Origin of the sequence: Methanoculleus sp. DTU007 (assembly GCF_001512385.1) — an archaeon.
GTDB lineage: Archaea > Halobacteriota > Methanomicrobia > Methanomicrobiales > Methanoculleaceae > Methanoculleus > Methanoculleus thermophilus.
Map to the genome: position 1 here is coordinate 15479 of NZ_LFRO01000058.1, position 15465 is coordinate 30943.

Here is a 15465-nt window from a genome sequence, read left to right on the forward strand (position 1 = left end):
CCCGATGGTCACCCGGCTCCAGCGTTATCGGCAGATAGCGGACGTACTGATCAAGTACGGTTTTGGGATTCTCGTTGAGGAGGTCATTCCCGGGAGCGAGAGGTTGCGTGCGTTCCGTAAAACTCCGGAAGAGGAGCGATCGATATACGTACGTATCCGGCTTGCCATCGAAGAACTGGGGCCGACCTACATTAAGTTCGGCCAGATCATGAGCACCCGCCGGGAACTCCTGCCGCCCGCGCTCATCGAGGAACTGCAGAAACTCCAGGACCGGGTTGCCCCGCTTCCATTTACGGAGATCCGGCCTGTGATCCAGGAATATTGCCCGAACCTCGAGGAGTGCTTTGATATCATCGAGGAGGAGCCGGTCGCGGCGGCCTCTCTCTCGCAGGTGCATCGTGCGGTGACGAGGGACGGGCAGGTCGTCGCGCTCAAGGTGCAACGCCCGGGAATCGTCGACCTGATCGAGACCGATCTGGTCATCCTGCAGTCGCTTATGACGCGGGCAGAGTCAATCTTCCCCGACCTGCGGGTATACAACCTGCGGGGGATGGTCGAGGAGTTCTCGACGCAGATCCGGCGTGAACTCGATTTCACCCAGGATGGAATGAACGCAGAACGCCTCAAGCGGAACTTAAGCGACGTTGCGTGTGTGAAGATCCCCTGCATCCACTGGAAGATCTCCGGCCGCCGCCTGCTTGCCATGGACTACATTGAGGGGGTGCGTATCGACGACGTGGCGGCCATCAAGGCTCTCGGCCTCTTCCCGGAAGAGATTGCCGATATTGGCTTTTCCGCCTACGTTCACCAGATCTTCGTCGACGGCTTCTTTCACGGCGACCCCCATCCGGGCAACCTCCTGGTGACGGATCAGGGTGAGATCGCCTTCCTCGATTATGGCCTAGTCGGGGTCCTCCGCCCGGAACGAAGGCGCGTCTTCGTCGAACTTCTCCTCGCCATGACCCGTACGGACGTGGCCGGGGTGATCGCGGCGCTCGAGAAACTCGACGTGCACATCCGCCCGGCGGATCTCGATTCGGTAAAAGACGATCTCTACATCGTTCTGCTTGACTACCGGGAGATGAAACTCGAACGGGTGAACTTCGCGGTCACGCTCCGCGGCCTGACCGACACGCTGCGCAGGTATCACATCCGTGTGCCGTCCAGCCTGATGCTGATGACGAAGGTGATCATCATGGTGATGGACATCGGCACCCGGCTCGACCCTACGTTCAACTTTGACCAGAGGATCCGCCCCTACCTGATCGAGATCGCAACCCAGCAGCGGCTATCACCCGACAATCTGACGGGTGCGGTCAGGTCCTTCATGGGCGCCGCGGAGAGCCTGCTTGCCATCCCGGGGAACGTGAACAAGGCCTTAAATACTCTCTCGGAGGGGACCGTCACGATCGAACTCGAGAACCACGACCTTGCCGAGATCGTCAACGTCGTCGACCGGACGAGCGACAAGATCATCGTCGCGCTGGTGGTCGCCGCGGTCGTCGTGGGCTCTTCGCTGATACTCCGGGTTGCCGACCTCCCGATTCCCGAATTCGTCTCGCTCCTCGCCACACTGGGCTACATCGTCGCGGTGATCATCGGGTTCTACGCGATCTACAGCGCCCTTCGGCATGGACGGACGTTTCAGCGGTGATGAACGATCTTCGAAGGCCGTTCGGCGCGAAGCGCAAACCTGGTGATCGTGGGCACCATTTGGTGGGGGGGTATGCTTCCCTATGGGGATGTCATTCCACCCCGGGCGGATACAGCAGCGAGCCTTATTTGGGACTGCAAAAAATTATTCAGATTTCCTCTTGAAGAAGAGTCGGCAATGGCAGGCACCCTGCTCTTCGATCTCTTTTTCGTGGTAGATGCAGGGGCAGATAATGATCCGGTCCTTCTCGGGGTCCCCGCTCCGGAGCCTGCAGGGGCAGTATGCCGCACCATACTTCTCCTGGTTCCGGGCGAGCCCGCGGAGAACGGCTGAGAGTTGCTTCTCATCGACGTTTAAGACGTAGCCTTTCTCCTTCGCGTAGATCTTCGCTTTGGCCCGCGCCTTCTCGATCCCTTCTTCACTCATAGTATAACTCCCATTATGCAACTCTCCGGGCCCCGTGCTCCTCGATATAGGCGATCATCGAGTTAAATATTTTGACGCCGTCGTCTGAGCCAAGCACGGGTTCACTGGCACGCTCGGGGTGCGGCATCATCGCAAGCACGTTTCCGTTCTCCGAGAGGACGCCGGTGATATTCTCCGTCGACCCATTCGGGTTGCTCTCCGATGTAACGTTGCCATGCTCGTCGCAGAACCGGAACGCGACTCTATCTTTGCGGTTCAACTGCGCGATAGTATCCTCCGGGGCGACGTACCGGCCTTCTTTATGCGCAATCGGCACCCGGATGACCTCGCCCTTGCGATAGAGTGCGGTGAACGGCGAGGTGTTGTTCTCGACACGGAGATAGACGTGCCTTGAGATGAACTTCGGGTAAGCGTTCAGTGTGAAGGTGCCCGGGGTCAGTCCGGCCTCCGAACTGATCTGGGCCCCATTGCAGATCCCGAGGACCAGCCCGCCCTCGTTCGCGTGCCTGACGATCTCGGTCATAATCGGTGTCCGGGCGGCGATGGCCCCCGCCCGGAGATAGTCCCCGTAGGAGAACCCTCCGGGGAGCACCACAGCGTCGTAGGGACGGCGGAGTCCGTCTTTGTACCAGACAAGGTCCGTATCGACCCCGCAGACATCCGCGAGGACGTGGTAGGTGTCCCGGTCGCAGTTGCTGCCACCGAACTGCACCACAGCAAATCTCATGCCTTACTCAACCTCAATCGTGTAGTTGTGGATGACGGGGTTTGCGAGGAGCCGCTCGCACATCTGTCCGGCCGTCTCCCGCGCCGCCGCCGCATCCGTCGCATCGAGCGTGATCTTAAAGAGGCGCGCAGTGCTCAGGGACTCGGTTGGAAACCCGAGGTTTGCGAGGGCGTGCTGGATGGCACGCGCTTCGGGGTTGAGCATTCCCTCTTTGAGGGCGATGGTGATGGTTACGTTATACTTCATACAGATTCACCTGGGGGAGAGAGAATTCGTTTCGCAACGCCGGCGTAGGTCTCCATGACGTCTCCCTTATTGAACCGGTAGACGTCCTTGTCGAGAGACGCCCCGGTCTCCTTGTCCCAGAGCCGCATTGAGTCCATGCTGATCTCGTCGCCGACGAGGATCTCGCCATTGTAGCGGCCGAACTCAAGTTTGAAGTCGACCAGGGTGATGCCGCGTGCATCAAGATACTCCCGGAGTATATCGTTTATTGCGAGCGCTGTGGCCTTGATCTGGTCAAGTTCCTCGGGCGTGGCGAGGTTGAGGGCGTAGATCAGATCATCGTTTAACATAGGGTCGTGGTGAGTGTCGCTCTTGAAATCGATGACGATCACCGGCGGGTCGAGCGGCTCTCCTTCCTTGAAGGGGTAGTTGCGCACGATCGACCCGGCCGCGACGTTCCTGACGATCACTTCAAGCGGGATCATCTCAAGCCCTCGGACCGCGATGGTGCCGGGTTCGATGCTTCTGATGTAGTGGGTGCGAATCCCGTTCTCCTCCAGGTATCTGAAGAAGAAGGTGGATACCTCTGCGTTATATCTTCCTTTGCCGCTCAGGGTATCTTTCTTCTCGCCGTCGAACGCCGTGATGTCGTCCCGGAACTTCATAATGTATATGCCTGGTTCGTCGGTGCGATAGACGGACTTTGCCTTCCCAGTATAGAGGAGGTCTACCTGTTTCATGGCCAAATCTCCTGATAGGTGTTGATCGGGATTGGTGATGAGGTTATGCACCCTCGCCCCTCTTGGATCCTGCAATCCTCTCTGCGAGTTGTCGGATCAGGGGTTCAAGAAGGGGAGAATACCAGCCCTTCTCGATGTACTGCGGGTAGATGCATAGCCGCTCCCGAAGTTCGGCGTCTCCGGCCACCCGTCGGAGTTCTTCGATCTGCGGCCAGGGGCGCTCGGGATTGACATAGTCGATGGTGAGCGGGGAGACTCCGCCGAGGTCGTCCACCCCGTATTCGATGAGTTGGGCTGCATCTGCAAGGTTTGGGGGAATCTGCACCGCCACATCCGCCGGAAGGATCTCCCGGGCAAGGGATATCGTCGTGCGGATCTCGTCTGTCCCGGGCGCCGGTGCATCCTCCATCGGTGTTCCCTGCTTTGGGCAGAAGTTCTGGACAATCACCTCCTGGATATGGCCATACCTGCGGTGGAGATCCCGGATGACCTGGAGCGACTCCTCGCGGTCCTCTTCTGTCTCGCCGATTCCGATCAGAATCCCGGTCGTGAACGGTATTGAGAGTCTTCCGGCGTTCTCGATCATCTCGATCCGAACCGCCGGGTCTTTTCCCGGGGAGTTCCTGTGCGCGGGAATATCGGCCGTCGTCTCGAGCATCAGCCCCATGCTTGCGTTCACCTCGCGGAGGCGGTCGAGCTCTTCGTAGGTGAGGATGCCTGCGTTGGTATGCGGGAGAAGCCCCCGCTTGATGGCCGCAAGGGAGAGGTCGTAGACATAGTCGAGGATATCCGCGTAACCGAGTCTTGCAAGTTCCGCGGCAAAGCCCGGCACCGCGCCGGGCCGTTCCCCGAAGGTGAAGAGGGCTTCCGTGCAGCCCAGGGAGGCACCCGTATCCAGGGTCCGGATCACTTCGTCGGGGGACATGATGCATCCCTCCTCGACCGGGGTCCGGAAACAGCAGTAGCCGCAGCGGTTGGCGCAGACGGTCGTTAGGGGGAGGAAGACGTTCCTTGAGAAGGTGATGACGCGGCGGTGCATGGATATATGTCGACACTTTCTAACATGAACTTTCGGGAGATGGTTGTTTTGAGAGATGATTGCTTGCGGGGAGATTTGATGGCGGTCAGTGTTCGTGAGAATGAATGATCGATGATACTTGATTGATACACGGGTTCGTCATGGTAACGATGCCTTTTTGATGCCGCCCTGACAACCGTTTCACGATGTACTTTCACGCGCTCATTCCCTTTAAGCCGGTAAACCCAAAAACGCGTCTCTCCTGCATATTGAACCAGGAGGAGCGGGAGGCGTTCGCCCGGGCGATGCTTGAAGATGTGATCGCCGCTGTGCTAAAGTCCGGGTGCAGCGCCACTCTGCTCTGCACACATCCCTTCAAACATGAAAACGCGCTCGTCGCTGTTCGAAAAGAATCCCTGAATGATGCGATCAACTGGGCGCTTGAGCAGTTTCATTGCCCGGCGCTTATCATCATGGCCGATCTCCCCCTGGTGACGGCCGGGGATATTCAACGGCTGATTCGCACCGAGAAGGATATGGCAATCGTGCCGGGGCGGGGTGGCGGGACAAACGTCATATTCTTAAAAAAGCCGCAGTGCTTCCACGCCGACTTTTACGGGGCAAGTTTCCTCGACCACCTGCGGGTTGCGGAGGAATGCGGTTTCTCCGTCGAGGTCATCGACTCGTTCAGGATGTCGACCGATATCGATGAGAAAGAAGACCTGGTCGAGATCCTCATTCACGGAAAAGGAAGAAAAAGCAGGGAGTTCCTGGAGAGATTAGGATTCTCTATTGTTCTTGACGAGAAGGGTCGGGTTGGTGTGCAGCGCGGCCCCCATAAAGAGGCACTCTGAGGCATCGATGGTGGCCACCCCCTGGTAGTCGCCGATAGGAAGCCCAATCCCGCGCACCACGGCGGCGGGGACACATTCACCTGCCTCCCCCATCACGAGTTCGGCGGCGGATGCGATACAGTCTGCCACCGCTCTCTTCGTGACCTCAAGTTTGCGGCCGAAGAGATCAGTCTTCCCGCGCTCATCGATCACCGAGGGGACGCCCGAACACCCGATGGCAACCCCGCTGCACCCCAGCCGCATCGCGTGCGTTCGCGAGTCGACGATGATGACCGCGATATCCACCCCCGACCGGTCGGTGATTGCAGCGCGTATTCGTGCCGCGGATGCATCCGGGTTGATGGGCAGGAGAACGACGGAGCCGGGCGGAGCGTTTGAGGCGTCTATCCCTGCGTTTGGAAGGAGCGTCCCGTTCTTCATACTGAGCAGGAATCCGGGGATGCCCCCGACGATCCGATCGCTCTCCCGGAGCACCACCTCGACAAGGCGGGGATCCATCCTGTAATCTTCTGCGAGCCGGAGCGCTTCTGCCGATGGTTCGATATCGGCAAGTTTCGTGACCCTGCCCTCGGCGGTGGCCACAGCGGACTCTGCAATGACCACGATATCCCCGTCCTCGAAGCCCCGGCATCCCTGGTCTTCGGCGGCCAGGATAAGGTGCGCGGCAATGTCGTCGCCGGGACGGATCAGTGGGGTTGCAAGCCCGTAGACTGAAAACGATGGTGCTGTCATGTTTTCCTCATCTTTGAATAGACTCGCAGGAGGTCGGCGGTCTCTGCCACGTCATGGCACCGCACAACGGCCGCTCCCGCCTCAACGAGCATCATCGTGAGCGCGAGGGTGCCTGCGAGCCGCTCATCAGGTTCTTTTCCGAGCAGGTCCCCGATGAATGTCTTCCTTGAGACCGCGGCAAGCACCGGGCGGCCGAACTTTGTGAATGCCGCAAAATTCCTGCAGAGTTCCCAGTCATCTTCACTTGTTCTCTCCGGAATCCATCGCCCGATACCGGGGTCAAGGACGTACTCGTCAATCTCAAAACGCGCGCAACGGGTTACGACCGTCTCAAGCGCGGCGATGGTTGCCGAAAGCCCGACAGCGTCGCCGGGCTCCTTGAAACTTGCCATCGCAAATACCGGCAGCCCGGAATCGGCGATGGCCCTGGCGTATCGCTCGTCAGCAAGCCCGGAGATATCGTTTACGGCATGAATGTCGTGGCGAAGACAGGTCTCGAGCACCTCGGGGTAGCGGGTGTCCACCGATATGGTGATCCCGGTCCCGTCGAGTTCGGAGAGCGCTGCGTCCATGCGTTTTGCCTCCTCGGCGGGGGTGAGGGGAGGGGAGCCCGGGGCCGTGCTCCGGGCACCGAGATCGATCATATCGGCGCCAGTCTTGAGCATGGCAAGAGCCCTATCGTAGATCCTCCCGATCGGGGTGAAGGAGCCCCGGTAAAACGACTCGGGGCTACAGTTGATGACGCCCATCAGGCGAACAGGAGCACCACCGCCGATCCGGAGGCGGTTTACAACCGTACTGTGCTGTCGCATGTCCTCAGCTTGGCTGCCTTGAAGGTATTCTCCATCAGCGTCGCGATCGTCATGGGGCCGACGCCGCCGGGGACCGGAGTTATTGCTCCAGCACGGTCACGCACCGCTTCAAAATCAACATCACCGCAGAGTTTCCCCTGCTCGTCGTGGTTGATACCGACGTCGATAACCGTCGCTCCTTCCTTGACCATGTCCGGTTTGACAAACTTCGCTCTTCCAACCGCACTGATGAGAATGTCAGCACTTCTCATCTCGGCCTCGAGGTTCCTCGTCTTTGAGTGGCAGATCGTGACGGTTGCGTCGGCATTCAGGAGCAGGGCGGCCATGGGTCTTCCAACATCGATGCTCCGCCCGACGACCACCGCTCTCTGCCCTGTGGTTGGGATCGCATACTCTTTGAGGATCGTCATGATCCCCTGTGGGGTGCAGGGGGCAAAGACCGGGCTTCCGGCAAGGAGTCTCCCGAGGTTGCAGGGGTGGAACCCGTCCACGTCTTTCTCGGGCGCAACCGCCTCGATGACACGGGTGGTGTCGACCTGTGCCGGGAGCGGCAGCTGGACCAGAATGCCGTCGATGTCGGGATCGTTGTTGAGGCGGTTGATCGTCTCGAGCACCCGCTCAGTCGTGGCATCCTCCGGGAGTTCGATCCCGATCGACCCGATCCCGACCCGCTCGCACGCCCGATGCTTCATGCGGACGTACATCTGCGATGCAGGGTCCGTTCCTACGATGACGGTTGCGAGGCGGGGATAGAGTCTGGACTCCTCTATCTGCTCTTTGAGGATCTCAAGCCTCTTTTCCGAGACTGCTTTGCCATCAAGTATCATGAGACTTCAGGGTAAAGGGGATACTTGCTCGCAAGAGCAATAACCTCTTCTCTCACTTCGTTGATCGCTTTCTTTGAGGTCCGGTCTTTAGCGATATCCTTGATGACCCGGGCGATCCAGTGTCCGATCTGCTTCATCTCCTCCTCTTTCATGCCGCGGGAGGTGACGGCAGGCGTGCCGATTCTAAGCCCGCTCGTCACAAAGGGACTGAGCTGTTCTCGGGGGATGGTGTTCTTGTTCACGGTGATGCCTGCTTCCCCGAGGGCAACCTCGGCCGCGAGGCCCGTAAGGTGCTCGCCGTTGGTGGAGACGCCTGTGAGGTCGAGGAGGATGAGGTGGTTGTCGGTGCCGCCGGAGACGAGGTCGAGCCCTTCTTCTGCGAGGACATTTGCCATTGTCTGCGCGTTCTTGACAACCTGTTTGCAGTAGTCCTTATACGCGGGAGTCAGCGCTTCCTTGAAGCAGACCGCCTTTGCGGCGATGATGTGCATCAGGGGGCCGCCCTGCATGCCCGGGAAGACGGACTTGTCGATGGCTGCGGCATCTTCCTTGCTGCACATGATGGCGCCGCCGCGGGGGCCGCGCAGGGTCTTGTGCGTCGTCGTCGTCACAATATCTACGACTCCGACCGGGGAGTTGTGGTATCCGGTCGCGCAGAGTCCGGCAATATGGGCGATATCGGCCATGCACCGCGCGCCGACGCTCTCTGCGATCTCCTGGAACGCCTTAAAGTCGATCTCGCGTGGGTAGGCGCTTGCACCGCAGACGATCATCTGTGGTTTGATGATCCGTGCCATCTCCTCGATGACCGCGTAGTCGAGTCTCTCCGTCTCCGGGTCGACACCGTAGTGGAAGATGGAATACCAGCGCCCGGTGATGTTGACTGGCGAGCCGTGAGAAAGATGGCCGCCCTGGGTGAGGCTCTGGCTCATAATCTTGTCCTTATAGTTGAGGTAGGCGAAGTAGACCGCCTGATTTGCCTGACTTCCTGAGTGTGGCTGGACGTTCGCATGCTCGGCACCGAAGAGCCGGCACAGCCGGTCGCGCGCCAGGTTCTCCACCATGTCGTGGAACTCGCAACCGCCATAGTAGCGCTTGCTGGGATACCCCTCGGCGTACTTATTGGTCATGATAGAGCCCATTGCTTCGAGAACCGCCTTGCTGACAACGTTTTCGGAGGCAATAAGTTCCAGCCCATTGATCTGACGCAGGCGCTCTTTCTCGATGAGGTCTGCGACTTCTGGATCGAAGTTTGCCAGACTAGACATATTAAAAAAGGTTGCTTTGGAGAGGTAATATTCTTTCTTTTGCGCGGGTTCGTTTACACGGATGAGTTACCCGGGGCTGCGGATTTTTCTCTCGGTTATGGCCTGGATAAAATGTAATAATTCTTCTTTCCGGGATTCTATAGTAATATTATTACGTAACTATTATCAAGGATTAGTTTGAGGGAGATAATGGCGCAGAAAGATGCAAGGATACGGTTTCTTGAGCGAGAACTCGCGGAACGCGAGAAAGAGATGGAGAAGATGAGGGAATACGAAATGCCGGTGGCGCCGGAAACGGACAACGAATACCTGCGCGATCTGGAGAGGAGGATACAGGATCTTGAGGCCATGGAGAGAGGGGGGCAGGATCTTGGGGCATTGGAGCGGAGAGTACGGGATCTCGAAGCCCTGGTGAAAGGTCTGATGGAGGAGGTCCTGGATCTCAAGACTGTGGTCATGAGACTCTCTAAAGAGAGGGATGAACAGAGAAAGGTGCCGCCGGTGACGGAGGGGAAGAAGACCGAGGTCACCATCAAAGCCGAGCCCCGCCCCGGAGTTGAGCCCCGGACCCCTGTGCGCCCGGTAGAGGTACAGGTACAGTCGGCCCGGCCCGCCCCTGAAGCATCAGAACTTGAACTGATCATGCAGAACGACGGGACGCTGAAGCCGGAGATTAGGAGACCTTCAGAGTACATCGTCGCGAGCACGAGACCCGGGACACTCCCGGTGCAGGGACGGAGGATGGGTGGCAGGATGGCCGATCGGAAGGCCTTCGTTGAGCAGAAGAAGCGTGTAATTGACGATATCATCCAGGCTGAGGATGACACACTTGACCTTGATCGGTAGCGAAAGGAGCCTGATCCTTGTACATCACGCAGCTTGAGATCGACAACTTCAAGTCTTTCGCCAGAAGGACGAAGATTCCATTTTTTGAAGGGTTCACCGTCATCTCAGGCCCGAACGGATCCGGGAAGAGCAATATCATCGACAGCATTCTCTTCGTCCTGGCTCTCTCGGGTGCACGAGGACTGCGCGCCGAGAAACTGACGGATCTGATCAACGTTAACTCCGGAAAGAACACCGCAGAGGTGACGATCACATTCTCTGACGGCACAACGATCCGTCGCCGGATCAAACGGACCCCGACGGGCTACTATAGTTACAATTACTTGAATAACCGTCTCTGCAAGCAGAGTGATGTCCTCGAGTACCTCGCGAAGTACGGGATCAAACCGGAAGGCTACAACGTCGTGATGCAGGGTGATATCACCCGCATCATGGAGATGAGCGATGGGGAACGCCGCAAGATCATCGATGAGATCGCAGGCGTCGCCGAGTTCGATCACAAGCGTGACCAGGCTCTCTCGGAACTTGAGGTGGTCCGGGAGCGTATTGAGCGAGAGGAGATCCTCCTCTCCGAACTGATAGCGAGACTGGATGCGCTTCAGCACGAGCGCGATCAGGCGATGGAGTACCGGCGCTGGCAGGAGAAACTCGATCACCTTACTCGATGCAGGGGAGCGGCGCTTGTGCGACAGAAAGAGGGTGAGATCGGCACCCTCCAGAACCTTATACTTGACCGGCAGGCGGAGCTCGAGCGCATCACCGGTGAGGCTGAGACTCTCAAGGCGAGAATTGATGAGGCACGCAGCCGCCAGAAGGCCGTTGACGAGGATATCAACCGCAAGAGCGGTCCCGAGTACCTGGAACTTGTCGGGCGGCTCGAGGAGGCGCGAGGCAGCATCAAGATTGCCGAGCAGACTATTGAGCGCCTGAAATCAGCCCGGGATGAGAACCTTGAGACGGTCCAGCGGATCTACATGGACAGCAAGCGCGCCGAGGCGAAGGTGGAGGAGTGTACCGGGCAGATCCGCAACCTCTCGATCGACCGGTCGAATCTCGCAATGGAACTTGCGGCGCAGCGAGAGAGAATGCAGGCGGTCGAGGCGCGCATCGCAAGCGAGAGCAAGGAGGTTGAAGGGGTCAAGGACCAGCTCTTTGCCCTGATGCAGGACCTTGAGGGCAAGAAGGAACTCCGCTCGAAGATACTCCGTGAGCAGGATATCTTCATCGAGAAGAGCCGGATGCGGACATCGGAGCGTGAGCGTCTGGAGGCGCGCATCCGGCAGATTGAGGAGGAACTTGAGAACAAGCAGGCGCAGGTCGCGGACTACTCTTCCTGCATGGCCGATTGTGAGGCACAGAAACGGCAGATCGAGCGCGATCTCTCCGAGACCGAGAGTGCGCTCTTCGCGCGGCGGTCGACACTGGACCGGTTAAAGAAAGAGATCCGGGAGACCGAGCAGAACCTGATGCGCCTTGAAGCGCAGCAGCAGGCGCAGGGCGATGCCGGCGGAAAGGCGATGGATGTCATTCTTGGGATGGAGGGCGTCCACGGCACCGTTGCCCAGCTCGGGAGGGCGCCGCCGGAGTACGCCACGGCGCTCAATGTGGCGGCGATGGGCCGGCTCCGCTGGGTGATCGTCGATACCGATGCGGTGGCCTCCGATGCTATTCGCTACTTAAAGGAGAACCGCCTTGGACGGATCACCTTCCTGCCGCTCAATAAACTCCGCCCCCCGATCCTCTCGCCGCTTGAGGCCGATCCCGGGATCATCGGTTACGCGGTCGACCTTCTCGAGTTCGACCCGGCGTTTGAGCGTGCGTTCCAGGTTGTCTTCGGCGCGACGGTGGTGGTGGACACCCTCGAGCGGGCCCGGCGGTTGATGGGCCGGTACAAGATGGTCACCCTTGATGGGGAACTCGTCGAGAAGAGCGGTGCCATGACCGGTGGGTCCCAGACCAAGCAGGTCCGGGGATTCGGTGTGGCGGTCGACGATGAGATCATGCGAGTCCGCGCGACGCTTGCCGGTCTTGAGGCTGAGGCTGCAGAGGTTGATGCGTCCATACGCCGTTATACGGCGGCCGCTGAGGCGAAGCGGGCTGAGCGGAGCACCCTTGATGAACAGATTGCCCGCTACCGGATGCTTGTCGAGGAGTTCCAGAAACGTATCGAAGTCCTTGCGGGGGAGAAACAGACTCTGGCCGCGACCTTACAGGAGATGTCTGACGCCGCAAAGACGGGTGGTGAGGAACTTGCGCGGCTTGAGGCGGATCTCGACCGGACGAGCGGTGAGATCGCCCGGCTCTCGGCTGAGGTGGATGCTCTCAAGAAGAAACTTGACGATACCGAGATCCCGGCTCTTACTGAGCAGTATGAGGGTCTCCGAAGATCCGTCGAGGATATAGAGCGCCGGCTCCGGAACAAGGATGCGGATATCAATGATGCCAAGCGCGAGCGGCAGCACTTCTTAAACCGCATGGAGGAACTTGCTGCCGAGCGGAGCCGCCTCGAAGCGAAGAACCAGGAGATTGCTGCCGATATCACAGCGGCCGGAGAACAGATCGAGAACCAGCGCCGCTTGATTGTCCAGCTTGAGGCACGCCAGAAGGAGTTCTCCGATGAACTTGCAGGACTTCGCGATGAGCGTGATCGCATCCTCGATGAGATCCGGGAACTCGACCGGCAGGCCCTCGAACTCTCTGGTGCGGTGGAGCGTGCCCGGATGCAGATCGATGCGCTCAAGGAGCGGGAGCGCTCGCTTCTCTCGGAACTTGAGGTGCTCAAAGAACAGGCCGGCGACGTGGAGACAGACCTTGACCTCGCCGCAATCGATGCCGGGATTGCAGAAGCCGAGCAGGCGATCAAAAAGATCGGCGCGGTGAATATGCTCGCAATCGAGGAGTGCGACCGCGTCGCGGCACGTGTCGAGGAGAGGACTGAAAAGAAGGAGGTGCTCTCGCGCGAGCGGACGATGCTGTTAGAGCGGATCGAGAAGTACGAGGAGATGAAGTACGATGCGTTCATGACGGCATTCAATGCGATTGATGCGAACTTCCAGAGGATCTTTGCGCGACTGACCGACGGGAGCGGGAAACTGGTTCTTGATAACGAGGAGGACCCGTTCTCGGGTGGCATGACGTTTGCAGTGCAGCCGCGCGGCAAGAAGGTTCACCTTCTTTCGGCGCTCTCCGGCGGTGAGAAGTCTCTCACCACGCTTGCGTTCATCTTTGCGATTCAGCAGTATATGCCCGCGCCGTTTTATGCGCTGGACGAGGTGGATATGTTCCTTGACGGGAGCAATGTCGGCCGGATCGCTGCCATGATCAGCGATCTCACCGGGAGTGCGCAGTCAATCATTGTCTCGCTCCGAAAGCCGATGATCGAGCGCGCCGATCGCATTGTGGGCGTGACGATCCGCCCGGACAAGAGTACGTACGTGACCGGTGTACAGAACAATGGATGAGGAGCCAGTTGAGATCCTGGTCGGCATGGCCGAGCGCGGCGAGATCGATCCCTGGAACATCGATATCGTGGATGTGACCGACCGGTTCCTCGCCGAACTCGACCGAAGGAAGGAACTGGACCTGCGGGTCTCGGGAAGGACGCTCTTTTATGCTGCGTGCCTCTTGCGCCTTAAGTCGGAGCACCTCGAGGGCCGGGATGAGGAGGAAGAGGAGTATGCTCTTGATGAGGAGGATGAGGCGCTCGGTGATCTTGACTTCGGGTTCGAATCAGGTGGCGGGATGGATCCGATTGATCGCCTTGAGCGGGAGATCAAGCGCCGCCTGGGACGAAAGAACCTGCGAGAACGTCCACCGGTTACGCTCTATGAACTCATCAAGCAGTTGAAGACGGCGGAGAAAGAGCAGCGCCGAAGGCAGCGAAGAAGGGCGACTGTTGCCCGGGAGCCTGATCTCGATCTCAACGCGAAGGATGTCGTGGCGGTGGCGCACGATGAGGGATACCAGAAGGCTGTCGGTGTCGTGATGAAAGGCTACCGGGAGGCCGCGCGGGAGGGAGGTGTCCTGACGCTTGATGCTCTCTCAAAGGCCATGGGTCAGTCCCGGCGCGAGGTCTATATTCCGCTCCTTTTTCTTATGCTGGAGGGTAAACTTGTACTCTGGCAGGATGAGTTCTTCGGTGAGATCTATGTGAGCGATCGGTTACCCCCCCGTGATGCGGAGAGTGAGACTCCGGCTCGCGAATGAACGGTAAGTGCCGCGAACCCTCTGATTTTTGCAACGATTATGGTTGATTCTGGTCTGCGCTCCTGCGCGCGAGGCAACTAATTCTGTGCTTTACATATATACTCATGCCCCTGGTGTTGTGAGAACGGGGAGAGTTTAGGTGTCGATCTCGGCTCCGGATGCATGGTAGGGGTAAATGTATAAATACTAAAATGAACCACCTATTGTGGTCAAATCGGAGTAATTCACGTATCAGATCCTGCTTTTGTGCAGAATCTGCTTCGTATCCGATGTTCATGGGGGTCCAAGCGTTCTGCTTGGATCCGACGGGGCCGGGAAAGTTTTATATAACATTGGTTACAACATAGTAAGGCTGTGTTGTCAGGGGCTCTGGATCGTGCAGCCCGATATGGGTGGTCTGGTCCGTGCCCCTCAACTGCTGTGAGGGGCCAAGTTCTGGCTTGGCTCTGATGCGGGTTGACAATGTTTATATGCTTCAAAGTTCAACATCTAGTCTCAAAAAAAGGGGTTCTCGTTGAGTTTTGAAGCGAGACCTGAAGCAGAGACGCAATGTTTATATGTAATGAAGAACAAACATTGCTTCCTGCGTGGGTGAAGACTGATTTCCCTGCACCCAAAGGATATGGGGATTCGAGATTGAGTTTCGAATCTGATATATGGGATGATGTTTGAATAGATATAATAAACATTGTTTCCCTGTTGATGGAGAACTAACAAGACCGTGCTTTGAGCCGGGTTGGTTCTGACGTTGGCATTGGCAATGCGGAATTTTGTCCAGTAACCGCTAATTCCGTCCCAAGTTTAGTAGTGTGCATACTTCCAAATTCTGGTTGATCCTGCCAGAGGTCACTGCTATCGGGGNNTGCGAGTCGAGAGGGTTCGGCCCTCGGCGTACTGCTCAGTAACACGTGGATAACCTGCCCTAAGGAAGGGGATAACCTCGGGAAACTGAGGATAATACCCTATAGGATACCGATGCTGGAATGCCCGGTATCCCAAAGCTCCGGCGCCTTAGGATGGATCTGCGGCCGATTAGGTCGTTGTTGGGGTAACGGCCCAACAAGCCGATAATCGGTACGGGTTGTGGGAGCAAGAGCCCGGAGTTGGATTCTGAGACACGAATCCAGGCC

General features: G+C 58.2%; 14 protein-coding genes and 1 rRNA gene. 6 read left to right on the forward strand and 9 right to left on the reverse strand.

All coding sequences use genetic code 11. The features are described 5' to 3' along the window. The first annotated feature begins 4 nt into the window (after nucleotides 1-4). Nucleotides 5-1654: an AarF/ABC1/UbiB kinase family protein gene (locus tag ACI94_RS06450; protein WP_066956822.1), complete on the forward strand. Its 1650-nt coding sequence runs from the start codon at nucleotides 5-7 to the stop codon at nucleotides 1652-1654. 144 nt (nucleotides 1655-1798) lie between these two features. On the opposite strand, the gene ACI94_RS06455 is transcribed toward ACI94_RS06450, so the two are convergent. From ACI94_RS06455 to cofG, 5 genes are read right to left on the reverse strand one after another with little or no spacing between them, the layout of a single operon-like run. Beyond that, on the reverse strand, nucleotides 1799-2080 hold the full coding sequence (locus ACI94_RS06455) for a ferredoxin-thioredoxin reductase catalytic domain-containing protein (protein WP_066956825.1): 282 nt from the start codon (nucleotides 2078-2080) through the stop codon (nucleotides 1799-1801). Nucleotides 2081-2093: 13 nt separating this feature from the next. Next, nucleotides 2094-2807 (reverse strand): phosphoribosylformylglycinamidine synthase I, encoded by a 714-nt coding sequence (gene purQ / locus ACI94_RS06460; protein WP_066956828.1) that lies wholly within the window; start codon nucleotides 2805-2807, stop codon nucleotides 2094-2096. Between the two features lie 3 nt (nucleotides 2808-2810). After that, the gene (purS, locus tag ACI94_RS06465) at nucleotides 2811-3053 is read right to left on the reverse strand and encodes a phosphoribosylformylglycinamidine synthase subunit PurS (RefSeq protein ID WP_066956831.1); all 243 of its coding nucleotides are present in this window, start codon (nucleotides 3051-3053) and stop codon (nucleotides 2811-2813) included. Further along, entirely contained in the window at nucleotides 3050-3772 is a 723-nt protein-coding gene (purC, locus tag ACI94_RS06470; RefSeq protein ID WP_066956834.1) for a phosphoribosylaminoimidazolesuccinocarboxamide synthase, read from the reverse strand. The genes purS and purC overlap by 4 nt, the downstream gene beginning before the upstream one ends. A 43-nt stretch (nucleotides 3773-3815) precedes the next feature. Continuing rightward, nucleotides 3816-4811 carry a 7,8-didemethyl-8-hydroxy-5-deazariboflavin synthase CofG gene (gene cofG, locus ACI94_RS06475; RefSeq protein WP_066956838.1) on the reverse strand — a complete coding sequence of 332 codons (996 nt, stop codon included), beginning with the start codon at nucleotides 4809-4811 and terminating at the stop codon, nucleotides 3816-3818. Nucleotides 4812-4996: 185 nt separating this feature from the next. Here cofG and cofC point away from each other — a divergent pair, with 185 nt between their 5' ends. Next, the gene (gene cofC / locus ACI94_RS06480; protein WP_066956841.1) at nucleotides 4997-5644 is read left to right on the forward strand and encodes a 2-phospho-L-lactate guanylyltransferase; all 648 of its coding nucleotides are present in this window, start codon (nucleotides 4997-4999) and stop codon (nucleotides 5642-5644) included. Here the strand turns inward: cofC and cofE are convergent. The 4 genes from cofE to glyA are packed head-to-tail and all read right to left on the reverse strand — an operon-like array spanning nucleotide 5570 to nucleotide 9283. Then, nucleotides 5570-6376: a coenzyme F420-0:L-glutamate ligase gene (gene cofE, locus ACI94_RS06485; protein WP_066956844.1), complete on the reverse strand. Its 807-nt coding sequence runs from the start codon at nucleotides 6374-6376 to the stop codon at nucleotides 5570-5572. The genes cofC and cofE overlap by 75 nt on opposite strands. Next, nucleotides 6373-7188: a dihydropteroate synthase gene (folP, locus tag ACI94_RS06490; protein WP_066956847.1), complete on the reverse strand. Its 816-nt coding sequence runs from the start codon at nucleotides 7186-7188 to the stop codon at nucleotides 6373-6375. The genes cofE and folP overlap by 4 nt, the downstream gene beginning before the upstream one ends. Next, a complete protein-coding gene (gene folD / locus ACI94_RS06495; RefSeq protein ID WP_286681233.1) occupies nucleotides 7164-8015 on the reverse strand; it encodes a bifunctional methylenetetrahydrofolate dehydrogenase/methenyltetrahydrofolate cyclohydrolase FolD in 852 nt (283 codons plus the stop codon). Before folD ends, folP begins: the two co-directional genes overlap by 25 nt. Beyond that, the gene (gene glyA / locus ACI94_RS06500; RefSeq protein ID WP_273258502.1) at nucleotides 8012-9283 is read right to left on the reverse strand and encodes a serine hydroxymethyltransferase; all 1272 of its coding nucleotides are present in this window, start codon (nucleotides 9281-9283) and stop codon (nucleotides 8012-8014) included. The genes folD and glyA overlap by 4 nt, the downstream gene beginning before the upstream one ends. Nucleotides 9284-9472: 189 nt before the next feature. Between glyA and ACI94_RS06505 the strand changes: the two genes are divergently transcribed. The 4 genes from ACI94_RS06505 to ACI94_RS06520 form a co-directional block, all read left to right on the forward strand. After that, a complete protein-coding gene (locus tag ACI94_RS06505; RefSeq protein ID WP_066956855.1) occupies nucleotides 9473-10129 on the forward strand; it encodes a hypothetical protein in 657 nt (218 codons plus the stop codon). 17 nt (nucleotides 10130-10146) lie between these two features. After that, on the forward strand, nucleotides 10147-13590 hold the full coding sequence (gene smc, locus ACI94_RS06510) for a chromosome segregation protein SMC (RefSeq protein WP_066956858.1): 3444 nt from the start codon (nucleotides 10147-10149) through the stop codon (nucleotides 13588-13590). Beyond that, nucleotides 13583-14335 carry a segregation/condensation protein A gene (locus ACI94_RS06515; RefSeq protein WP_286681234.1) on the forward strand — a complete coding sequence of 251 codons (753 nt, stop codon included), beginning with the start codon at nucleotides 13583-13585 and terminating at the stop codon, nucleotides 14333-14335. Before smc ends, ACI94_RS06515 begins: the two co-directional genes overlap by 8 nt. Nucleotides 14336-15158: 823 nt before the next feature. After that, nucleotides 15159-15465, forward strand: a 16S ribosomal RNA gene (locus tag ACI94_RS06520); the annotation flags it as partial.